22 protein-coding genes are annotated in these 23,334 nt (G+C 36.3%); 4 read left to right on the top strand and 18 right to left on the bottom strand.

Features of this window, described 5'->3' with window-relative positions:
• Positions 1 to 19: 19 nt before the first annotated feature.
• Entirely contained in the window at positions 20 to 523 is a 504-nt protein-coding gene (locus ABNX05_RS12915; RefSeq protein WP_349660125.1) for a GNAT family N-acetyltransferase, read from the bottom strand.
• 299 nt (positions 524 to 822) lie between these two features.
• Here ABNX05_RS12915 and ABNX05_RS12910 point away from each other — a divergent pair, with 299 nt between their 5' ends.
• Both ABNX05_RS12910 and ABNX05_RS12905 read left to right on the top strand, forming a co-directional pair.
• Positions 823 to 1,347, top strand: a complete 525-nt coding sequence (locus ABNX05_RS12910; protein ID WP_349660124.1) for a SpoIIIAH-like family protein — start codon at positions 823 to 825, stop codon at positions 1,345 to 1,347.
• Positions 1,348 to 1,556: 209 nt separating this feature from the next.
• Positions 1,557 to 2,174 (top strand): exosporium glycoprotein BclB-related protein, encoded by a 618-nt coding sequence (locus ABNX05_RS12905; protein ID WP_349660123.1) that lies wholly within the window; start codon positions 1,557 to 1,559, stop codon positions 2,172 to 2,174.
• A 280-nt stretch (positions 2,175 to 2,454) separates the two neighbouring features.
• Here ABNX05_RS12905 and ABNX05_RS12900 read toward each other — a convergent pair whose 3' ends face one another.
• The 16 genes from ABNX05_RS12900 to hpaI form a co-directional block, all read right to left on the bottom strand.
• Positions 2,455 to 3,834, bottom strand: a complete 1,380-nt coding sequence (locus tag ABNX05_RS12900; protein WP_349660122.1) for an aminotransferase family protein — start codon at positions 3,832 to 3,834, stop codon at positions 2,455 to 2,457.
• Positions 3,835 to 3,884: 50 nt separating this feature from the next.
• Entirely contained in the window at positions 3,885 to 5,264 is a 1,380-nt protein-coding gene (locus tag ABNX05_RS12895; RefSeq protein ID WP_349660121.1) for an APC family permease, read from the bottom strand.
• 533 nt (positions 5,265 to 5,797) lie between these two features.
• Positions 5,798 to 6,613 (bottom strand): helix-turn-helix domain-containing protein, encoded by an 816-nt coding sequence (locus tag ABNX05_RS12890; protein WP_349660120.1) that lies wholly within the window; start codon positions 6,611 to 6,613, stop codon positions 5,798 to 5,800.
• A gap of 808 nt (positions 6,614 to 7,421) precedes the next feature.
• Positions 7,422 to 8,915: an aldehyde dehydrogenase family protein gene (locus ABNX05_RS12885; protein WP_349660119.1), complete on the bottom strand. Its 1,494-nt coding sequence runs from the start codon at positions 8,913 to 8,915 to the stop codon at positions 7,422 to 7,424.
• A 345-nt stretch (positions 8,916 to 9,260) separates the two neighbouring features.
• A complete protein-coding gene (locus ABNX05_RS12880) occupies positions 9,261 to 9,647 on the bottom strand; it encodes a 5-carboxymethyl-2-hydroxymuconate Delta-isomerase (protein WP_349660118.1) in 387 nt (128 codons plus the stop codon).
• Positions 9,648 to 9,660: 13 nt separating this feature from the next.
• Positions 9,661 to 10,449: a fumarylacetoacetate hydrolase family protein gene (locus ABNX05_RS12875; protein WP_349660117.1), complete on the bottom strand. Its 789-nt coding sequence runs from the start codon at positions 10,447 to 10,449 to the stop codon at positions 9,661 to 9,663.
• Positions 10,450 to 10,483: 34 nt separating this feature from the next.
• Complete coding sequence (locus tag ABNX05_RS12870; RefSeq protein WP_349660116.1) at positions 10,484 to 11,242, bottom strand: fumarylacetoacetate hydrolase family protein; 759 nt, start codon at positions 11,240 to 11,242, stop codon at positions 10,484 to 10,486.
• Between the two features lie 76 nt (positions 11,243 to 11,318).
• Positions 11,319 to 12,875: a solute symporter family protein gene (locus tag ABNX05_RS12865; protein ID WP_349660115.1), complete on the bottom strand. Its 1,557-nt coding sequence runs from the start codon at positions 12,873 to 12,875 to the stop codon at positions 11,319 to 11,321.
• A gap of 4 nt (positions 12,876 to 12,879) precedes the next feature.
• A complete protein-coding gene (locus ABNX05_RS12860; RefSeq protein WP_349660114.1) occupies positions 12,880 to 13,233 on the bottom strand; it encodes a DUF485 domain-containing protein in 354 nt (117 codons plus the stop codon).
• Between the two features lie 55 nt (positions 13,234 to 13,288).
• Positions 13,289 to 14,731 (bottom strand): aldehyde dehydrogenase family protein, encoded by a 1,443-nt coding sequence (locus ABNX05_RS12855; RefSeq protein WP_349660113.1) that lies wholly within the window; start codon positions 14,729 to 14,731, stop codon positions 13,289 to 13,291.
• A 33-nt stretch (positions 14,732 to 14,764) separates the two neighbouring features.
• A complete protein-coding gene (locus ABNX05_RS12850) occupies positions 14,765 to 15,661 on the bottom strand; it encodes a cytidyltransferase (protein WP_349660112.1) in 897 nt (298 codons plus the stop codon).
• Positions 15,662 to 15,682: 21 nt separating this feature from the next.
• Positions 15,683 to 16,156 (bottom strand): flavin reductase family protein, encoded by a 474-nt coding sequence (locus tag ABNX05_RS12845; protein WP_349660111.1) that lies wholly within the window; start codon positions 16,154 to 16,156, stop codon positions 15,683 to 15,685.
• 23 nt (positions 16,157 to 16,179) lie between these two features.
• Positions 16,180 to 17,163 (bottom strand): 3,4-dihydroxyphenylacetate 2,3-dioxygenase, encoded by a 984-nt coding sequence (gene hpaD, locus ABNX05_RS12840; RefSeq protein ID WP_349660110.1) that lies wholly within the window; start codon positions 17,161 to 17,163, stop codon positions 16,180 to 16,182.
• A gap of 26 nt (positions 17,164 to 17,189) precedes the next feature.
• The gene (gene hpaB / locus ABNX05_RS12835) at positions 17,190 to 18,662 is read right to left on the bottom strand and encodes a 4-hydroxyphenylacetate 3-monooxygenase, oxygenase component (RefSeq protein ID WP_349660109.1); all 1,473 of its coding nucleotides are present in this window, start codon (positions 18,660 to 18,662) and stop codon (positions 17,190 to 17,192) included.
• A gap of 27 nt (positions 18,663 to 18,689) precedes the next feature.
• Complete coding sequence (gene hpaE, locus ABNX05_RS12830; RefSeq protein WP_349660108.1) at positions 18,690 to 20,207, bottom strand: 5-carboxymethyl-2-hydroxymuconate semialdehyde dehydrogenase; 1,518 nt, start codon at positions 20,205 to 20,207, stop codon at positions 18,690 to 18,692.
• A gap of 71 nt (positions 20,208 to 20,278) precedes the next feature.
• Positions 20,279 to 21,205 carry a 2,4-dihydroxyhept-2-ene-1,7-dioic acid aldolase gene (hpaI, locus tag ABNX05_RS12825; RefSeq protein WP_349660107.1) on the bottom strand — a complete coding sequence of 309 codons (927 nt, stop codon included), beginning with the start codon at positions 21,203 to 21,205 and terminating at the stop codon, positions 20,279 to 20,281.
• 132 nt (positions 21,206 to 21,337) lie between these two features.
• Between hpaI and ABNX05_RS12820 the strand changes: the two genes are divergently transcribed.
• The gene (locus ABNX05_RS12820; protein ID WP_349660106.1) at positions 21,338 to 22,243 is read left to right on the top strand and encodes a LysR family transcriptional regulator; all 906 of its coding nucleotides are present in this window, start codon (positions 21,338 to 21,340) and stop codon (positions 22,241 to 22,243) included.
• A gap of 233 nt (positions 22,244 to 22,476) precedes the next feature.
• On the opposite strand, the gene ABNX05_RS12815 is transcribed toward ABNX05_RS12820, so the two are convergent.
• Positions 22,477 to 22,632, bottom strand: coding sequence for a hypothetical protein (locus ABNX05_RS12815; protein WP_349660105.1), 156 nt, complete (start codon positions 22,630 to 22,632; stop codon positions 22,477 to 22,479).
• A gap of 412 nt (positions 22,633 to 23,044) precedes the next feature.
• Here ABNX05_RS12815 and ABNX05_RS12810 point away from each other — a divergent pair, with 412 nt between their 5' ends.
• A complete protein-coding gene (locus ABNX05_RS12810) occupies positions 23,045 to 23,311 on the top strand; it encodes a hypothetical protein (protein ID WP_349660104.1) in 267 nt (88 codons plus the stop codon).
• The last annotated feature ends 23 nt before the right edge of the window (positions 23,312 to 23,334 follow it).

The raw sequence follows: 23,334 nt of genomic DNA, 5'->3' as shown, positions 1-23,334 counted from the left end.
TCTTCATTATGTTTTACAATTACAACTTAATTAATGAATATACATCGTGAGTTTTATTAAAAATAAACGATTCCTTTTCCTTTATTAAACCATTTTTTTCAGCCACACGAATAGAAGGTCCATTTTTGGGGTCAATAATACTTATTATTTTTTCTTGTCCCAAATGTACAAATCCATATTCCACACAACCTTTAGCTGCTTCAGTTGCATATCCTTTAGACCAATATTTTTTATGAATATGGTAGCCCACCTCAACTTCATTTTTTCCATCAACTATTTGTTTAACGAGGCCACAATCTCCAATTAATTCTTTCGATTCTTTTAAACAGACAGCCCATAAACCATAACCATCTTCTCGATATCTTTGTTTATTTTTCTCAATCCAATTTTTAGTTTGTTCTAAATTAAATGGTGATGGATAATATTTCATTGTTTCGGCATCTGAAAAAATTGAGTAAAGGACAGAAATATCCTCATCATTAAATTCTCGTAATTCTAGTCTCTCTGTTTCCATAATTATCAAAAAAGCACCCTCCTTAAATCGTTTTTCTTATTCTAAGTTTATAACAATCCAAAATAGTATTGTGCAAATCTGTTAATTTATTTTTTCAAGGTTTATGTAAGAATTAAGTTTCTTAGGAGTATATTTAAGGTAAGTAAGACGATGCTCTATTAACTCTCTTTCAATTGAGGGCTCATTAATTACGTATTTCTTGCCATTAAAATAATAACGATACTGCTACATAAATTTCTCATTAAACAGACTTTGAAAAGATGCTAAATGGTATTTCACCATATCTATTGATGGAAGGACGACTGTGCATGCACATACAAAATAAATCGTCTTGGTTACTTATATTATTAACTCTAGTAGCGGTTATTTCAGTCTATTCTTTGATAGATTCATCAAAACAATCAAAAGAGGAGATTACATTCACAGAAGATACAGATCAAAAAGAAACTTTACAGAATGTGACAAAGGAAGTTTCCTCTCCAAGCTCTTTATTTGAAGAAACGCGCCTACAAGTTAGTAATGAACGAAATCAACTTCGCCAAAAATTAACTCAAAAAATCACATCAGATGGGTATTTTGCTGAAGAAAAAAATAAGGCAGCTATTGAAATTGATACTCTCAATAAAGAAGAATCTACAGAAGCAATGCTTGAGATGCAAATTAAGTCACTAGGCTATCCCGATGCTTTAGTAAGAATAGAAGGCAAAGAAGTTTCTGTAACACTGATGGCAAATGAAATATCGAAATATTCCGCAAATGAAATTATCTATCTGGTAATAAAAGAATGCAGGGATGCTAATGTGCAAGTTAAATTCGGCGCTACTAATTATTAAAGACTAGAGAAAAATAGTTTTCAATATTTAAACAAACGTTTTTGAGTAGCGTTTACGACATGTAGAGATTTTTTTGTTAGCTTACACCCGTCTCCCAAAATGAGTGGCTTTTTTCATCGTTTAAAAACAAAGAAATAATATTTATCAAGTTTATAGCCCTTCCCACTTCCCTTCTTCAACATATCCTAGCGATAAAAGGAGGGAAGTTTGTGTGCAAAAATAATTGTAATAGTTCATCAGTAAGAAAAGATTGTAATAACTTAGGACCATTTGTGGCCACAGATATCAATTGTATAAATTCAGAAATTGGGAATGGCGGAGAAAATCAAGGTGGTTCAATAATTCCCTTCTCCTCTGGAAGACAAACAGTCGTTGAAAATATACTTGGCAATAGGCTTGCTAGTCTCATAGGGTTTGGTTCTGCTGTAGACCTTGTACCTCTTGCAAATAATACGATTAATTTAACTGCAATTTTTAGTGAAGCCTTCAGCGTCCCACGTGACGGGAAGATAACTGCTATTTCAGCCTCATATAATGCACTCTCAGGGCAGGTTGAATCAGGAGCTTTGACAATCCGTGCTCAAATTTTTCATGCACCTGTAGGTAGTAATACTTTTACTGGTACAAGTGCTAGCGTTGATTTAGTTCCATCTATTACAGAACCTATTCCCGTAGACCTTTTAGTTTTTGCATCGGCTACTATCCCACCAGTACCTGTAACTGCAGGTGATCGTTTATTAATGGTATTTTATATTTCATCGTTACCAGGAGAAATTGCAGTTGACATTATTCTAGGTAATGCGAGTGCAGGAATTAATATTGTTTAAAATAGGTTCTCATCCATTTTTGACTCTTGTTGAATCGCTCTTTTCAGATCAATCTATATTTTTATTTAGCCGGTGAGCCTGTACTATATAAGGCTTTATCGCTTCACTTTGCTTTCGCTTCTTCACGATGTTAGATACGTGTCAATAAATAAGGTTTTAGCCTCCATTCTCCTACTCTATATTGCATAGAAAGTTTAGATCGTATGATGAATAAAAGACCAGGTACTCACATGTTTATGAGCGCCTGGTCAGCAGTTGTTTATTGGATATAGTACGTGAATTAAATTTGTTTTTCAAACCTTTTAAAAGCATCAGACATTCTGTTAATAATCTCTTCAACCTGTTGGCTTGTAATAATAAGCGGTGGCGCAAGAGCAACTGTATTTGTTCCCTTCCAATCGAAATAACGTAATTGTAGGCCTAAGTCCATGCATATATCTGTATACAGAGCTGCCGCGTGTACCGCCGGATCAAATGAGATGCCGTTTTCAGGATCTTTAACTAGCTCAATACCGGCAAGTAGGCCAAGACCTCTTATATTCGTGATATGTTTATAATTGCTTTCGAGATACTTAAGTCCTTTTAATAATTCTTCACCGCGAAGTCTACTATTCTTAACAATTTGATCTCTTTCTAATATCTCAAGTGTCTTCAGGCCAACCGCGCAAGCCATTGGATGTCCACTATATGTGAATCCATGGAACATCATTTCATCTGATTGAATAAATGCTTCTCTTACATGCTCTCTCATAATTACAGCACCTAGGTGGGCGTAGCCGCTCGAGATTCCTTTTGCAACACATAAAAAGTCAGGAACAATGTTCCAATTATCAACACCAAAGGTCTTTCCTGTTCTTCCAAACCCACAAATCACCTCATCTGCAATAAGCAAAATGTTGTGTTCGTCGCAAAGTTTGCGAACAGCTTGAAGGTATCCGTCAGGAGGGAACCTTACCCCGCCTGCGCCTTGGATTGGCTCCAGAATGACAGCGGCAATGTTATCGGATCCTTCTGACTCAATTATCCCACGAATAGAACGCGAATAATTTGGATCACTTTTATCACCAAGTTCTGCATTCAAAACATGCGCTGCAGCTGTAAGGAAGTTCGGAGCATTAGAAGTCGTAAATTTGTTGAATCCTTCGATTCCAGTAGCACTAGTGGCTCCTACTGTAACCCCATGGAATGATTGTTCAAGAGAAATAATTTTAGTTTTCTCTGGCTGACCTTTTACTTTCCAATAAAAACGAGCTAGCTTAAATGCAGTATCATTAGATTCCGAACCTCCCGATGTGAAAAAGCAAACATTCAAATCACCAGGTGCTAATGAGGCCACCTTCTGTGCTAAAAGGATAGCAGGCTCATTGGATTGTCCGCTGAAAGAAGAGCTGTAAGAAAGTTTTAACATCTGCTGTTTTGCTACCTCAGCAAGCTCTTCATTTCCATAGCCAAGGTTAACATTCCAAAGCATCGAAACCCCATCAATACGCTCTTTCCCCTCTATGTCTTTCAGATAAATTCCTTTACCTTCTGTAAAAATTGTTGAGGGCCCTGATAAATAATGAGCTCTTGGTGGAGTGGTTGGATGTAAATAATGTTTTTTATCTAGTTCTGATAATTCCAATTTGTTTAAGTTATTCCGCTTTGCAACGTATTGCATATTTTATTCCTCCCTTAATGTCTGAGTAGGTATAAAGCTTATTATTTTAGTTAACTAATATTCTGCCCTTTTATATCTGTTAAGAGTTTCTTAGATTCTTTTGAATACATGGATCGAATCGAGAAATAACAAACACCAAATCCCATCCAAGTAAATCCAACTATTTTTCCGGCTGTTGAAAGCCCCCACAAAATATAAAGACAAACCGACACCCCAATTAATGGAACAACCAAATATTTAACGATATTTTTTCGCTTATTTTTTAAATAGTAATGATTAATAACACAAATATTTACGAAAGCAAATCCTAATAATCCACCAAACGCGACTAAGTCGGATACAATTTGCAAATCCAAAGATATTGCACCAATAACGCCGATTATTGACATTAATAAAATATTATTCATCGGTGTTTTATACTTTGGATGAATATAGCTAAAAAATTTTTGAGGGATGACATTGTCACGCCCCATCCCCAAGAGCAGACGACTTGAAGCTGATTGGCTTGCTAAAGCGCTTGCAATTCCAGATGCGATAATCGTAAATGTAATAAAAGTCTGAAGAAACCCGCCCCCTATCGTCTCTAAAACGTTGAAGAAGGCTGTGTCGGGATTATCAATAGTTAAATAGTTTCCTACAAGAATCACTGCTAAATAAGTGACGGAAACATAAAATACCGTTTGAATGACACAGGTAAACATAATAGCCAAACCAATTTTATTCCCCTCTACGTTCGTCTCTTCAGCTAAGGTTGTAATAGCATCAAAACCTAGGTAAGCGACAATAACAATTGCTGCCCCGCCAATAACTGCTCCTATTGAAAAAGAATCACCATCATAAATTGCCTTATAATTTATTAAAGATAAATCACCCGTTATTATAAAATGACTTGCGCTAAAAACGAAGGCAATCACCGCGATAATCATGAAGAGCACTAAAACTGAATTCAACTTAGTTGCTATATCAATTCCGATTATATTAACAATCGTGATTGGAATAGCGAAAATGAGAACCCAACCCCAAACCGGAATACTTGGTACAAGGGCGTTTGCAAAACTTGCACTGATCAAAAAAGTTAGCATGGGTATCAACAGATAATCAAGCAGCACTCCCCATCCAGCAATAAATCCTATTTTAGGGTGTAGCGCTTGATGGGCGTAGGTATAGGTTGAGCCCGCAACCGGGTAAGCTTCAACCATTTTACCGAAACTGTACGCTGTAAATAACATAGCAACAAAACCAAGAACATATGAGAGGACAGAATGGCCCTGAGATACCAATGTGATAATTCCAAACATTGACATCGCTGCAACTGGTGCCATAAAGCCAAGACCAAAAATAACTAAATCTCGCATCTTTAAACTTCTTTTTAGACTTTGCCCATCTGATACAATTTGAATGTTCTCTATAATCCCTACCCCCATTGGCATTATTATAATTTTGTTATTTATACAAAGCGTTACCCTCCGTATTCAAAACTTTCCTATTAAAGTAAACCCATGCGTGCTTTGTCTAACTGTACATTTCCGGTTCTGAGATCAATAGACTCAAACGTTCTACTTGATGTAGCCTCAACCCAATTACCATTAATGAACAGTTGGTATTGCGTCAATCATCTGACTCCCCTCTTTTGTTTTGTTGATTGCCCATTTTTCCTTTGACTGTAGTAGGAACAATAAGCATTCTTTCTATTAATTTCAGATTATCAGAATAAGATAATTTGATATTGTAAAAATCGGAACATTCTAAATTTTCATCTAAAAAAAGTTATCAAACGCGTATGTCAGGCGCACGTAAAAGAGGGTGGGACATAACTAATTTGTCCTTTATGAAAGACGGATAATTTTTAAATTAACAAAGAATATAAATAAAAAACCCGAACTATTAAGAAACACAGAATGCGCGTTTCGTAATATTGTTCGTGTTTTTATTGGCTAAAATCCTTCTGTCCCAGCCTCTTTAGCTAGACAATCATTATTCTTTTTTGCCCCGTTAATTGGTAAGGTGTCGTGCATCCAAAATTCCGAAACTCACGAATCAAATGAGCTTGGTCATAATAACCATTCTCATAAATAACATCATTTAACGTAAAGTGGGTTGTCCTCAGAAGCATATTTAGTGATGATTGAAATCTAACTATTTGGCTAAATAATTTGGGGGAAATTCCAATATGGTCTTCAAATTGTTTTCTTAAATATCTAGTTGAATATCCTACTTCTTCTGCAAGTTGCGTAATGGTAATATTACCTCTTGTCGCGTATATATTATATAATGATTGTTTTATTAGTTTTGTTGATTTATCAATCTCAAAAATATGACTTTCCAATATTTCATTGAATATATTGACTCTCTGCATAAAACTTTCATCGGTTGCTACCCTTTCTAAAATATTCGTATTTACAGGAAACATTTCATTTAAGGAAATTTCTTTATCTGTAAGGTCTTTTATACCGAATTTTAGTTTCTTAATATCTAGGCATGGCAGAAAACGAATACCAAAGTATGTACTGTTTGGGAGTAGATTAATCACTCTACTTTTAGTAACGCTTCCACAAATATTACCGTAGTGCTGATCACAATTAATGAGAATATCGATACATCCATCCGGAATAACAGAAATTTGACTACTTACCCCTCCCATTTTAAATTGATAAAACAGAATAGATGGTTGATTTGGTTTAATTCTAACTTTTTGTTCAATATAGTAATCTGTTTGAAATTCAAAGTCAGGCTGGGACGGCAAGTAACTAATTATTTTCGAATTCAAAGGACTAATCAACTTTTTACCCCCTTGTAATACAAATTAGTAAACGCTTACAATTCGATGCTTAATATATGATTATTTCCTAGGTTAATCAAATAACAGCTAAATCAACTGTTTACTACTTTTCTTACACAAAGTAAGTTTAAGTAGGTATTTTGCAATTATTCAGGGTTGATTCCTTATCTACGTCTACTCTCTGGCTAAATGATTACAAGGAGATAAGGTATGATGAACTTAATCTTAATGCCTATTTTTCGCATAAAAATAGCCATCTTCATTTCAAGAAGTAGCTATTCTTCATTTTGGAAATACCCTGCCAGGAGATTTTCCAAGACACACCAAGCCTTAAATTAAATTTTTCTATACTTACGTAAATCAACTCAATAACATGCTATCTAAAAAATTCAAAAATGAACCAAAGTATATTTCTGAATTAGTAGAGCTTTCATATTCCACGTCACTACGAACGTTCGTAAAAAAAGTGTAATTAAAAAAGGAAAAATAATCAATATAACTTTCGGAAAATTTAGATAATTAATCACCTTCCCTCATTGTTACTGACTTTTTATTTAATGATGATGGTTATTACTTTATTTTAAATCGGAAGTGGCATTGCCGTTCCTGATTCAATCATCGTAAAATCCCTAAATTCGTTGAAAAAGTAAAATGAGTTATCAAAAAACGAATAGCGGGAAAATTTTAAAATAGCAATTTAGAGCGCTTTCCCACTCTTAATTACTATCAGTATTTAAGTTAAAAGCCTGTATCCCTTGTTACCTCAAGGTTACAGGCTTTTTTAACAACCATGAATTTCGCTGCAATCCTAAAACGGATAATCTAATTTGCTCGTTTGTACAGATACCCATTTCGCAACAGTAAACTCCTCTACAATCCATTCATATCCAAAGCGTCCAATTCCACTTTGTTTCACTCCACCAAATGGAACATTTCCTTCTAGCACTGCAGGCATATCATTTATATGTGTTGTACCAGATTCGATCTCAAGGGCTAATCTTTCCCCTCTTTCTATGTCACTAGTCAGAATGGCAGAGGATAATCCATATTCCGTGTCATTCGCAAAGCGAATGGCCTCTTCATCACTTTCAGCCGGAATAATTTGTGCAACAGGACCGAAGATCTCGCAAGATGCAAGACTTGAATCATTAGGTACATCAACAAATACAAATGGAGAAATAACATTTCCTGTACGGTCACCTTCTACTGCAACTTTTAATCCCTTTTCCTTTGCTTTATTAACTAAATCCATGATTTTATCAGCTTGTTTTTCATTTATAACAGGTCCAATAATTGTTTTTGGGTCTTTAGGGTCTCCTACTGTTAATCCCTTAACTTTTTCTACGTATTTAGTAACAAATTCATCATAAATATCTTTATGAACAATAATTCGATTTGTAATCGCACAAATTTGACCACTATGCAAAAATTTCCCGAAGATGGCTACTTTCACCGCTTGTTCAACGTCGGCATCTTTTAAAACTACTAAAGGGTTATTGCCTCCAAGTTCTAATGCCATTTGTTTTAATGTTCCGCCTGTTACTTTATTAATATGTTTTCCTACTTCAGTTGATCCTGTAAAACTGATAAACGAAGAATTCGTATTTAACAGGAATTCATCTCCTGCTTCTTGAAGATCAGTTAAAATTGAATTAAACACTCCAGCAGGAAGTCCTGCTTCTTCAAAAGCTTTTGCAAAAACTTGTCCGCCAACTATTCCTACTTGGAGATCTGGTTTATGAACAACACTATTCCCGAGAGCAATGGCAGGGAAAATTGTTCTTGTTGCCATGTTAAATGGGAAGTTAAAAGGTGTGATGGACGTAATAACACCTAAAGGTAATCGATATACACGACTAACCTTTCCCGGTGTAGAAGATGTATAATGTTTAGGTGTGTAAATTTCATCTACCATATTTATAGAATCTTTGATGTCACTAACTCCAAAGCCAAACTCAATTTGAGCCTTAAGTAGTGTTCCACCAGTTTCTCGTGTAATTAATTCCAAAATATACTCTTTATTTTTCTCTAAATAGTGTAATGCTTTCGTTAAAACTTCTCTTCTTTGTTCTGGAGTAGATTTAGCCCACTCCTTTTGTGCTGCTTTTGCTTTTTGATAAGCGTCTTTTATTTGCTCTATATTCGCTAATTCTACAGATGTAATAATTGACTGATCATATGGATCCTTTATTGAATAGGTTCTTGCACTACCACCCTCTACCCATTGACCTCCAATATAACTTTTGTTGATTTTACTTGCCCATTCAATGCAGTTCACATCTAAAGCTTGATTGTTTGTCATTTAAAGTCCCCTTCCTAAAATGAAAATCTACACTTAACGCGATGTAACCTAAATTGTAAGCGAAATCAATTATTTTTTATTGTAAAAAGCGGAACTACTCTTACAAACAGATTCAACCATTGTTTCATATTTACCTCGTTCACATTGTATTTCGCCTTTTCCTGCTCGTTTTCACAATGCATGTTTCATCTAAAACGAGTCATCCCGAATGTTGTCTAAAGGCTCATAACCTCGGAAAAATGGAGGTTATGAGCCTTTTAATCAATAAAAAACAACAGTGATGAAAACTAGAAAACTCCTTTTAGCCAAATTCTAATCTATTACCTTGATTGACTTTCAGCCCTTTTACTTTTTAAAACGCTTATGGATATTATTATACTTGTAAGTACCTTCCTCACTGAATTCAATCAATTCCATCGATAATGCTAGATAGCGCCTATTATATAGATCAGCAAAATGATCCTTGATTACTTCGAATAGCTCGTCACAAGTTTCTTTCTTATGTTCAGCCGATCTACCTGCCCCAATTTTTAATGTAGCATGAACAAATGCATCATCTTCTTCTCCATCTGCTACTCGGTAATCATGAAGTTCAACTGCTCTTGATCGAATTCCTCCAGTTGGAAAAAGATTACTACGGCTAATCAAAACATCATTCACTTTTTCAAGCAAATTTGGAATGGCTGCTTCTTCCTTTATGTTATCGGTATACTCAACAATAAAATGCGGCATGTTTTCATCCCTTTCACTGACTAAAAATGGCGTTCTCACTTTCTGTTCTTAAGAACTGTTTTTCACTAATAATAGTATTTACTAGTCGCCCCACACCTTCAATTTCAGTAATGACTTCATCCCCTACCTTTGTATCAACTAAGCCCTCAGGCGTACCAGTAAGGATAATGTCGTTTTTATTTAATGTCATAAAACTACTTAAATACTCAATTAAATGCGGAATACTAAAAATCATATCTTTCGTTGTGCCTTCCTGCGTAACTTTTCCATTTACATAAGTACGCAATGTAAGATTCATAGGATCTTCAATATCTTTTGCATCGACTAGCCATGGACCGATTGGTGTACAATTATCTCTATTCTTTACTTTTAAGTTCGGACGATAATAGTTTTCTAAATAATCGCGGATGGCATAGTCATTTGCAACTGTATATCCTGCTACATAATCATAAGCATCTTCTTGTTTAATGTTAGTCCCGGAACGCCCTATGACAACTGCAAGTTCACATTCATAATGCATATTGGTAGCCTCAGCCGGTCGGTACGTCTGACCTCGATGACCAATAAAAGTATTAGGACCTTTTAGAAAAACTAAAGGTTCTGTTGGTGCTTGAAAAGCAAGTTCCTTTGCATGATCTGCATAATTTAGCCCTAAAGCGAAAACGGTTCTAGGTTGGACAGGCGGTAGCCAGACCACTTCCTCCTCAGAAACAATTTGTCCATTATCTAGTTTCAGGTGACCATCATCTGTTTCAATCGCTTGATGAATGACATCCTGAAATACTACACGTGCATGTTTCATAATAATCACGCTCCTTTATAAAACAATGAGATTGTCATTTAACTGTATTTTCTAAATAACCGATTCCATCGATTTCAATTCGTACTCGATCTCCCTCTTTAACAAGAGGAGGAATTTCAGGTACCCCAACTAGTAAAACATCGCCCTCAAACAGGGTCATGAATCCCGAAATTTCAGAAATAAGTTGTGATACAGGTCGAATTAAATTGGCCGTTGTATTCTTTTGTTTTAATTCATCGTTAACGAATACTGTAATCGTCAACTTATTCGGGTCAGCGATTGCATCGCGTTCAATAATCCATGGACCTACAGGGCAAAATTTATCTCTTGCTTTTTGTTTAATAGCTGGTCGGTATAAACTCTCATGTGGAATACTCACATCATTTACAATGGTGTATCCTAATACATGATCTAAAGCTTTTTCTTCTGTTACACGAGTAGCCTTTTTCCCAATGACAATGCCTAATGAGGCACCTACTTGCAGATGCGACGTATCCTCGGGTAGTGGAATTGAAGATTTAAATCCAGTAATCGTGTTTACCGGTTTTATATATAACACAGGCGCTTTGGGAGGCTGTTTATAAGGTTCTTTCGTTAAAGATGAGCCTAATGCCTCAAGCTCGCCACTATAATTTAATAAAGCCCCATATACTGTACCCGAAATTGGCGCCTCCAAAGAGGACTGCTCTAAGGTTACATTTCTATCACCGAGAATGATTGTATTGCTTTGAGGATCTACTTCCACTTCTTTTGTGTGAAGGGTTTCACTCAATTTAATAATTGCCTTACTCATAACTATTCACACCTCTCATAAACTCGTAAAATTCTTCTGATGATTACTTAATCTTTTTGAACTTGCCAAACTATCACTAATGATTAACTACACCTTTAACATCATTACCTATATTTGACTTAACGATAATTTCTGAAAAATTATCCTCTACATTTTTTGTCTTACGGGCCCCTATTAATGTACCAATATAGCAGCCTAAGAAACCTAACGGTATAGAAAGAATTCCTGGTGACGCAAGAGGGAAAATAGGCTTACCAGTAAATAAGGCTACACCTGGTTCCGGATTCCAAACATTTGGACTTAACATAACTAGACCAATCGTGCTAATTAATCCTATAAGCATCCCGAAGATTGCTCCATTTTTGTTGAACTTTCTCCAAAAAATAGTTAATAAAATAACTGGTAAATTCGAACTCGCTGCTAATGTAAGAGCGATTGATGCTACAAAGGCAACATTAAAATTTTGAAGAAATAGTGATAAGGCAATGGCGATAGCAGTGATGACAATCGACGCAAGACGTACCATAAACATTTGCTGTTTTTCGGTTGCTTTCCCGTCTTTTAAAATTTCGTTATAAAAGTCATGAGAAAATGCTGTTGCTCCCGTAACTACAATTCCAGCAACAACTGCGAGAATAGTAGCAAAGGAAACCGCAGAAATAAAAGCAAACATAAAATCTCCGCCAATATATTTTGCTAATAATGGCGCTGCCATATTTCCTGCTGGGTTAGCCTCAATAATTTTCGAAGTTCCAACTAGCTTTGCCGCTCCAAACCCAAGGAAAATAACCATAATATGGAACAACCCCATAATCCACATAAGCCAAACAACTGACTTTCTGGCAACCTTAGCATTCGGTACAGTTAAAAAGCGAACTAATACATGGGGTAGACCCGCTGTCCCAAGAATGAGCCCAAGTGTTAAAGAAGTAGCATCCCAACCGTTTTTATATTTCAAACCAGGGTTTAAGAAATCAATTCCAAAAGGAGTGGCTGTTTTCATATCCGTAAAAATGCCAATAAAATTAAAATTAAATTTCCACATAACCATTACAAACATAATAAAGGTTCCACCTACTAAAAGAACGGCTTTAATAATTTGAACCCAGCTTGTTGCGGTCATTCCTCCAAACAAAACAAAAGCTAACATAGCAACACCAACAATAAGGACTGAAGTATTATACGGAATACCTAATAATAATTTGAATAAAGCTCCAGCAGCAACAAGCTGTGCAAGCATATAAAAAACTGAGATGATTATTGTATTGAAGGCAGTTACTCCTCGTACTTGTTTAAACTTAAATCGAGCAGTAATCATATCACCTAACGTATATTTCCCTAGATTCCTTAATGGTTCTGCAACTAAAAATAAAATGACAAGAAATGAAACTAGCGCACCGTACATGAGGAAGAATCCGTCATATCCCGTTAAAGAAAAGGCTCCAATTAACCCTAAAAAGGTAGATGCAGACATAAAGTCACCTGCTAAAGCAAGTCCATTTTGCCTAGCAGTTAGACCCCCTCCAGCTGTATAAAAAGAACCTGCTGTTTTTGTTTTTTTGGAAGCATAGTACGTAATGAAAAGTACCCCTATTGACATGAGTACAAAAAGAAGAATAATATCCCATCCCATATGTTTACAGCCCCTCTTTTACTATGATTTGCTTTACTTTTTCGTCAAATTCAGCAGACTTCTTTACGTAAATACTGCATACTCCAAATGACATAAAGATAATTGAAATACCGTAAATCCACGCCAACGTAATGTCTCCTATTACTTGAACGTTTAATATATTTGTAAACAATGATAGGAATGGTAAAGCTAGTGAATAAGCCAAATAAAAAATTGTGTATGAAATAATAAACTTTTTCTTATCTAAAAGTAGTTGTTTAAAATCCTCTGAAGTGGAAATTTTGTCATAATCGATTTGGTTGTTGTCTTGTTGTTCGATATCTTTTTTTACATTACTCTGTTCTTTTACTAGCTCCAAATTGATAGCACCTCTTTCCTAATAATTCAATAGGGTTCTTAAATGCTTCTAATTTTTAATTTCTATTAAAAACTACTAGTTTTAGCTCTGTCATTTCCTCTACGGCATATTTTATGCCTTCTCTTCCGACTCCACTTTCCTTCACACCTCCATAAGGCATGTTATCTACACGAAACGTTGGAATGTCATTAATCATTATGCCACCAACATGAAGGTTTTCAGCTGCAGTTAACGCTGTATGAACATTATCCGTGTAAATTCCCGCTTGGAGACCATATCGCGAATCATTTACTTGCTCAATCGCTCCCTCTACTGCTTGCACTTTATTGATGATGACAATTGGAGCAAACATTTCTTGACATGAAACTTTTAACGAAGACTCTGCGTTTAATAATACCGTTGGCAATAGAATATTTCCTTTGGCGATTCCTCCAGTTGCTACTTCTGCTCCATGTTGTTTCGCCTCATGAATCCAATCTAAAGTACGTTCCACATCTTCTTTTGAAATAAGCGCTGAAACATCCGTACATGGATCTAAAGGGTCACCAATTTTGAGTTGCTGAGTTGCTTCAACAAATTTTTGCACAAATGTTTCGTACAAACTTTCATGAATATAAATGCGTTGTAATGATATACATACTTGACCTTGGAAAGAAAAGGCTCCCTTCACACAACGATTAATAATTGAATCTATATCGATCCCTTTATCAATAATAACGGCTGCATTCGAACCCAGTTCTAATGTCACGCGCTTCAGTCCAGCTTTGTTTCGAATACCAATCCCAACAGCTGGGCTTCCGGTAAATGTAATAGCAGCAATTCTATCATCGGTCACGATTTTATCCCCCACGACTCTTCCGCTTCCAGTAATCACATTAAGAGCTCCATTAGGTAAACCAGCCTCCTGTAACAACTCTGCTAAAAAGAAAGAGGATAGTGGAGTTTGAGATGCTGGTTTTAATACAACTGTATTTCCTGCGGCAATGGCAGGACCTACTTTATGGGCTACTAAATTCATCGGGAAATTAAATGGAGTAATCGCTCCAATAACCCCAATAGGTTCACGCACCGTATATGCTACTCGTTTTTCTCCGCCTGGTGCAGCATCCAATGGAATTGTTTCTCCATGAATTCGCTTTGCTTCTTCAGCTGCAAACTTATATGTTTGTATGGTCCGTTTTACTTCTTCGATTGCAGTAGCAATTGGTTTAGCTGCCTCTAAAGCGATAATTTCTGCAGCTTCATCTAAACGCTTCTCATACAAATCTACTAAACGTTCCAAAATAGCTGCACGTTCGTGAGCTGGCATTTTCGCCATGACTGTTTTTGCACGACATGCAGCATCAATTGCCTCATTCACTTCTTTTTCATTAGCCTTAGGAATATATGCAATAACATCTCCAGAGTATGGAGATGTTAGGGATGCATGTTCAGTGGCTTCTTGCCATTGACCATCAATATATAAGTTTTTCTTTCTTACTTGCACTTTTAAATTCATATTCTACTCCTTTCTGTAATAGCCTACTTTTAATTAGATTACTAGTTCATCTTTTTTCATGTATTCATTCATTCCGTATGACTCATTCTGCTTGCCATATTTATAATCTAGCCACTTTACTTTAATCCGCTTTTTGTATGGGTATACAGAACAATCTTTTAATTGGGTTAATAATGAAGAATGTTGCTCATTTATAGATATTTGGTGGCAAGTTCCATCATAATGATTACCATCTATTTCAACTTGAATATGGTAAATACCAGGTTTAGGCATTCGATATCTCTTTTCTACTATTAATTTAAGAAACTGATGGTTTTTGTAAAAAAGAGAACTTTGATTTACTTCTCCATTAATTTCATAAAAATCGCCAAGGTACATAGGAATCTTTTGCACATGACCTTCATCAAGCAATTTTCGGATTGCTGTAGAACTAATTTTTTCATCATCATGTTGGATCTTTGGAACAGTCGTTACATCCAAACTTCCGGGATTATACTCTGATAACGTTTTCATATTACCGAGCCCTTTATAGCCATAATGATAATCAAAGCCTGCTACAACATGTATACATCCAAGTCCAATAATGTATTGTTCAACAAAATCGTTTGGAGAAAGACGGGCAAACTCGGGGCTAAACTCAACAACAAATAACTTCTCAACACCTAACTTTTCGAATCGATCTTCTTTCAAAGGAAGCGGAGTTAAATAAGTCATTGGCTCCATATGAGGAAAGAGTATATCTTTTGGGTGCGGATAAAACGTCATAACACCAAAGGCGCATTGTTTTTGCCTAGCAATTTGTTTTGCTGTTTCAAGAATTTTTTGATGGCCGATGTGAACGCCATCAAAAAAACCAAGAGCCAAAACACAAGCTTCCATTTCAGTGAACTTTGATTTATCAATTGAACTGTTGATAGTAATTGTCTCCATCGTTTGCCCTCCCCTTTTATGTTAAGTTAACTGCGGCGCGGTGATCTGGCCATATTTTCCTGCAAAGAATGTCAGGGGATTTCCTTCACGGAGCACAATATCTTCTACTTCTCCAAGGAACAACGTATGGTCACCAGCTACTTGCTTTCCATATACATTACATACAATATTCGCCAGAGCATCCTTTACTACCGAGATTTCGCTTAGGCGGTCAAATTCTGGTTCACGCTTTTCTTTGATCTGGCCGGCGAATAACATAGAAACTTCTTGCTGGTCTTCCGATAAAATATTCACTGCAAATTTACCGGAGCGGTTAATTTTATCCAGCATTTTTGCATTTTCTTTAATCGATATTAGTACGAGTTTCGGATTTAGCGACACTGACATGAAGGCATTTGCCGTCATGCCATGAGGCTCTCCATCAATATCCGTTGTAATAACTGTTACGCCGGTAGCAAATTTACCCATGGCATCTCGAAATATACGATCATCCATTGAAACTCCTCCATTCTTTTAATTTATATAACAAGTTCTGGTTTCCTCTGTGCAAGAATTGGTGACATCGATTGAATTTGTTCATTTGTTTCAATATCTAAAAACGGAGATGTTTCATTAAACCAGCTGTCCGGTGCTTTTGCACCCCATAATGTTTGACGACGTGGGTCATTTAAATCCCATCGGATTGGCTCGAAGTCATTGTCACTTGTTAAGTAATCTCCGTTATACAGCTCAATGCGGTATCCATCTGGATCTCTTAAATACAAGAAGAACGCATTGGATAAACCATGGCGTGCTGGACCTCTTTCAATGTTCTGTGAATAGCCAAGAGAAGCTAAAACATCGCAGCAGTGAATTAGAGCAAGTGGATCCGGTAACCAGTAAGCAAAGTGATGAAGACGCGGACCATCTCCGTTCATAAAGGCTTGATCATGCACAGTCTGTTTGCGGTGGAGCCATGCAGCCCAGATACTTCCATTTTCTATAGTTGTATATTCAGAACATGCAAAGCCTAGTTCGTTGATAAAGAAGTTGTAAGCTTTTTCCACATCCGGTACAGCACAGTTTACGTGGTCAATCCTTTGAATTCGTGCCCCGCTGTATAAGTCGTAGCGCTGAAGTAAGCGCTCTGCTTTTTCAATCTTGCAGAAAAATTCAAGAGGCATTCCTGAAATATCATGTACATGCAGTGCACGTCCAAGAGCATGCTGGGTTCCTTCCTTAAGCCACTTTGTTTTTAAGCCTTTTGATTGAAACAATTCAGCCAGACGATCAAGATCTTCTTCTTTTTCTACTTTGTAACCGAGTGCGTGTACCCCTAACGTCTCGGACTTTTTAAGAACCAAGCTGTGGTGTGTGTGTTCTTCAAGCCCTCTTAAATAAACACAGTTGTCCTTTGTTTCCGTTTCAATCATGCCAAGCGCTTTTACATAAAAATCTTTTGAACGATCTAAATCCTTCACATTAATAACAGTTCTGGCAATGCGAATGATATTGAAATCCATACTCCCCATCTCCCTTAGTCGTTTAATTAGCTATTTTTAACAAACTCTTCTGATCGATTCAAAAATTCTTTTACACGATTAACATATTCCTGTTTGTCATACCCGTTATAAAGCGTACTTGCCATTCTAACGGGATCACCGAAGAAGAAGCGCTCATAAAGTGTTTGTCGAGAACCGAATGAACTTATACATACATCCCATGCCAAACGATAAAGTTTCACACGATGATAAGCATCTCCAGTGGCTGATTGTAAATACTTATCAAGATCCGGACGAATATCAGAATTGAAGTCTGATTCTGATGGAATCGCCATTAAGCCACTTGCACCCATTAATTGCATAATTTCTGTAAAGCGAGGGTAAATTTTAGGGAAGTAATGACGTGCTGCATTTAACGGTGCAAAATCCGGTGTCATAGTTCCCCATCTATCCACTTTTGCATTTGCTTCGGCAGCAACGACATATGCTTTCATCGTTTCAAGTGCAATAATTACTTCAGAGATTTTCTCCTGTATATGTTGGTATTGGCCAATATTAATTGTCTCTGCCATTAATTGAAGAATACCAAGTACAAACTCTGTTTTCGCGATATTTTTTGATACAACTTGATGGGTCATATGAACAACTGCATTACTTTCGTTGTAGGCCTGGTTACACACATTAACATCACCAAGGGCAAAGACTCGATTCCAAGGAACGACAACATTATCAAACACTACAATAGTATCCATTTCTTCAAAGCGAGACCCTAGCGGATGGTCGAAATGAGACTTACCATAATCAAAAGATTCTCGACAAATAAACTTTAAGCCCGGAGTATTATTAGGAATAGAAAATGCAAATGCATATGGATTTTCTTCAGCTGATTGTTTTAACAAAGTAGATGGGAATACCATGATTTCATCTGTAATACCACCTTGAGTAGCAAGTAATCTTGCCCCTTTAATAACAACCCCTTCAGATGTTTTCTCTTTAATCCGTGCTGCAATATACGGATCTGGAAGCTGTGCTGAATTCACTCCCCTATTGACTTGAGGCTGAATCAACGTATGTGTTAAAGATAAATCATTTTCACGGCAATACTCGTAGTAGTTGGCCATGTTTTCGGCATAGATGGAGTCCTGTTTTCCAAACATTTCTGAAGCTGAACCATACGCCATCATCCCGACATTAATGTAATCAGGGGAACGTCCCATCATGCCACCATTATATTTCGCCCATTCTTGCATCATTTTACGACGTGTCACCAAATCTTCTTTTGTTTTTGGCTGTATAAAAGATGTACCTACCCGTTCACCAGTAGTTGGAGATACATATGTCATGTAATCCCTTTTTTCTGGATCATGTTGCAAATCATAAAGTTCTGCCTGAGTTTTCATAACCCCATTAAAAGCTGAATGTTCAGAAATTTTACCTTCTACTCGTTTTCCATCAATCCATATATTTGCCTGTGCATTATCAACTCTTTCAATATATTGCTTTCCTGTTTTTGCTGGCATTATTGCTTCCCCCTCAAAAAATAGTTTTTACTTTCCAAATTGCGGAATATGATGATCACCTATAGCAACATGGATTACCTTTGGTTCTGTATAGAATTCAAACATTGCGTAATGACCGCCCTCTCTTCCAATTCCACTATCTTTCATACCGCCAAATGGAATTCGAAGATCTCGTACGTTTTGAGCGTTAATCCAAAGCATACCCGCTTCAATAGCATCCGCCATACGATGTGCTCGTTTTAAATCTTTTGTCCATACAAAACCTGCTAGTCCGTAAGATACGTCATTTGCCATATGAAGTACTTCTTCATCTGTTTCAAATTCGATTACGGCCATAACAGGACCAAAAATTTCTTCCTGACATACTCTCATGTCATTTCTTGCATTTAATAAAAGTGTCGGTGGTACAAAATTACCTGCCTTTACCTTCTCCGGAACCACTCCCTGAATTACTTCACAACCTTCTTGTTTAGCGATTTCTATATACTTTTTTACTTTGTTGTAATGATCTTTTTCAATTAGCGGACCAAGCTGAGTTGATGAATCCATTGGGTCACCGATTTTAATGTTAGCGACACGTACTTTTAATTTTTCAATAAATTGATCTTTAATATTTTTATGCAAGAATACCCGAGAATTGGATGTGCAACGTTCACCATTAAAAGAGAAAATCCCCCATATTGCTGCATCTAGAGCTCGTTCAAGATCTGCATCATCAAAGACAATTAAAGGTGATTTTCCACCAAGCTCCATCGATGTTTTCTTTAAAGTATCCGCAGAGTTTTTAATAATAGTGGAACCTGTAGTCGTTTCACCTGTAAATGAAATCGCTTTCACATTTGGGTGAGCAACAAGAGCAGCCCCTGCTGTTTCTCCAAAGCCATGAACGACATTAAAGACTCCATCCGGAACTTTTGCTTTATGAATAATTTCAGCTAATTTATTTGCCGTTAATGGTGAAAGTTCCGCTGGTTTTAGAACAACAGTATTTCCAGTTGCTAATGCAGGCGCTACTTTCCAAGTCTCTAACATGAATGGGGCATTCCATGGAGTAATTAACCCTATAACTCCTAATGGTTTATAAACTGTATAATTAATGAATTCATCATCCATTGGGTAAGATTCACCATGCAATTTTGTCTCAACCATTCGTGCGTAGAAACGGAAATTTTCTGCAGCACGTGCGGTTTGATTTCTTGTTTGGCTAATTGGCAGACCTGTATCTAATGCTTCTAAGAAAGCAATTTCTTCAATCTCCTCATCGATAAGATCTGCAATTCTATTAATATAATTCATTCTTTCTTTCAATTTCATCTTGCCCCACGGACCATTCTCAAATGCTTCTTTTGCTGAAAGAACAGCTTGATTTATATCCGCTTCACGTCCCTCAGCGATATAGTTGTTTATTTTATTGGTAAATGGATTTTTATTTTCAAAAGAAGCACCTGATTTACTGTCGACAAACTGTCCATTAATAAAGAGTTTTATATTTTCTACTTGCATGTGTTCGTGATTTTTTTGAGTCTCAGTTACTTGAACTTGCATGTTATTACACTCCTTATTCTTCTCTTACTCCTCTAATAAGGAGTAAGAGAATTTTTTAGATTTCGAATTTATTATTTAGTTACAATCTCATTTGATAAAATACCATATTGATTTAAAACTTCCCGAATTTCGTTTTGCAGCGCCTCAGATGGTAAATCCATTGGCTTGCGTAAAACTGGCGTAATTTTATCCATCATCCCCAGCGCTGCTTTTACTGGTCCAGGATTAGTCTCTTTGAATAACACATCATTTAATGTCATTAATTCAAAATGAAGATCTAACGCTTTTTCAGTGTCTCCTTCCTCCCAAGCATTATGCATTTCTGCTACTTTCGCTGGTGCAACGTTTGCTGTAGCGCTAATAGAACCTTTCCCACCAATTGTTAACATTGGGTAGCAAAGAAGTTCAATTCCCGAGAATAGACTAAAATCTCTCCCACAATTTAATAGCACTCGATTGACATGTTCGAAATCTTTATTAGACTCTTTGGCACCAATAATGTTCGGGCAATCTTCAACAAGTCGAGCCATAGTTGTTACTTCCATATTCACCCCTGTTCTTCCAGGAATGTTATATATAATAATTGGAATATCCACGGCATCTGCAATAGTTTTATAGTGTTTATATAATGCTTGCTGAGAAGGCTTATTATAGTACGGAACAATGACCATCGCGGCATCTGCTCCCATTTCTTGAGCAGCCTTTGTTAGCCGAAGTGCTTCATTATGATTAACTGATCCCGTTGCTGGTATAAATGGAACTCGTCCATTAATCGTTTTACTTGCTGTTTCCATCACAAGCTCTCTTTCTTCGATCGTTAGAGAACTAGGTTCCCCAGAAGTCCCGGTTACCGAAATGCCATGGCTCCCACTTTCTATCTGCCAGTTAATTAAACTTTTAAATGTCTGTAAATCTAAACTTTCATCTTCCTTGAATGGTGTAATAACTGGTGCAATCGAACCTTTTATACTTTCTTTAGCTTTTCGAATTCTAGACATTTTATCTTCTCCTTTTCTACCTTTTCATGGAATCGTTTTCAAGATTAATGTATCATTAAGTTTGAAATATTTAAAATATTTAAAATGTTTGTAACGTATATAAAATAAATATGCTTTCTAAGGAGGATTTTCATGGATATAAGACAATTGCGATACTTTACCACTATTGTTGAAGAAGGCCAGATCACTAGAGCAGCAAAAAAGTTACATATGGCCCAACCCCCCCTTAGTCAACAGCTAAAAGCGCTGGAGGAAGAACTTAGTACTCTTTTGATAGTACGAAATGGAAAGAATATAGAACTAACAGCAGCAGGAAAAGTCTTGTATAAGAGAGCTACCAATCTTTTAAGTCAGATTGATGAAACAATTATGGAAGTGAAAGAAGTAGGGGAAGGTCTTAAGGGTACATTATCAATTGGATCTGTAAAAACATGCTTTTCTTACCTACCTGAACGCATTCGTTTTTTCCGAGAAAAGTATTCAAACGTTACATTTCGTTTATACGAAGGGGATACCTATCGATTATTACAAGATTTAAGAAATAGGCATATTGAGGTTGCTATAGTCCGGTTACCTTTAGAGGCAGAATCAGATGACTTATCCTCACTGCCATTACCTCCCGACCATTTTGTTGCCGTTATCCCTGAGACGTGGAATTATGAAAATACATTAAGACTAGATGAACTTTCAAGTATGCCACTAATGTTGCTACAACGTTTTAAGGGTGTTGGTCAATACGAACTCGTTATAGAAGCTTGTAGAAAATATCACTATGAACCAAATATTGTCTGTCAATGTTCAGACGCTGCTATGATTATGTCCCTAGTTAGAGAAGGTGTCGGTGCTTCCTTACTTCCAAGGTCTGTCTTACATTCATTTTCTATGAATGGCCTGAAAATATTGGAGCTTGAAGAACTAAGTATTCAATCAGATTCCGCCGTTATCTGGTTGAAGGACCGTTACCTTTCAAAAGGTGCTATTAAATTTATTGAAACTTTTGAGAGTGAATACAATTTAAATATCTCACAAGTAGAATGACTCAAATAATTTCATGATTCTATAAATCATATGTGTTGAATCAATTTTAAAGATTTTAATTACTCCCTTCTACCAAAGAAAGTATGACAGTGGATGCCTAGAGGTGGTCCACTCGATTGTTGAATCAAGAAAGTGGCTATAATATGGATGTATATAATGTGTCTGTTTTCATCTGACACCTTCCTTTTCTGCATCATAAAAGCCCTCCACAGATGATTGTGGAGGGCTTCGAATTAAACGCCTAAAGATTCTCTTATTTTGATTACTGCATCTTTTATTTCATAAGATGTTTCAAGTACCTCAGAATTCTCACGGTGATTCGATTGAATGTACCGAATGATTGTATATAATTCATCAATCATTTCGTCATCACTTTTATATATTTTCATTTTGTTCCCTCCTTGATGTTATTTAATCATAACAAAAAGATGGATGAAGGTATAAAAATAACGCTAGCCTATGCTCCGTTTACTCGTTTACTGTAACATGATTATGTATGTAAAAAAAAGAAAATGGCGAACATTGTACGTCAAGTGTCTTCAAATATAATACTAAAAAAATTAAATATCAGTTTTAACTATCATTTCATGCGCCACACACACGAACAACATTAATTGAAAATGGTGGTACATCTATTAAAATTGTGCAAAAAGATTAGGACACAGCAGATCAGTTATTACAGAAGACCACTATGTCCATCTTACAGAGAAAATGTTCAGAGATGCTGTAGATATCTTTGATTCATTTGCTCAAGATCTTTAGGTGTAATATGAATATAAATTCTAAATGGGTGGCAAACGGGTGGCAAATGCCTTAAAGCACATATTTATTTCACTAGGCAAATGCCTGCCAACCCTTGATATTCCTAATTACTTCGAATCATCCATCTTCAGAACAGCCATGAATGCTTCCTATAGAAATGCTGTATTCAGGCGTATCTTTTTATTTAATTTTATTCATGGGTATTTTTATTTATCGAGCTTTATTTTCTACTACTGGTGGGGATATGATGGGGAAAAATTTAAGACCACCCATCACGGAGTGGTCTTTTTTGGTTTTTCTTTATGATTCTTACCCTATATAAACATTTC

Source organism: Lysinibacillus zambalensis, from assembly GCF_040183165.1.
Classification (GTDB): Bacteria; Bacillota; Bacilli; order Bacillales_A; family Planococcaceae; genus Lysinibacillus; species Lysinibacillus zambalensis.
The sequence above is the reverse complement of the archived record's forward strand: the minus strand, read 5'-3'. Positions and strand labels throughout refer to the sequence as shown.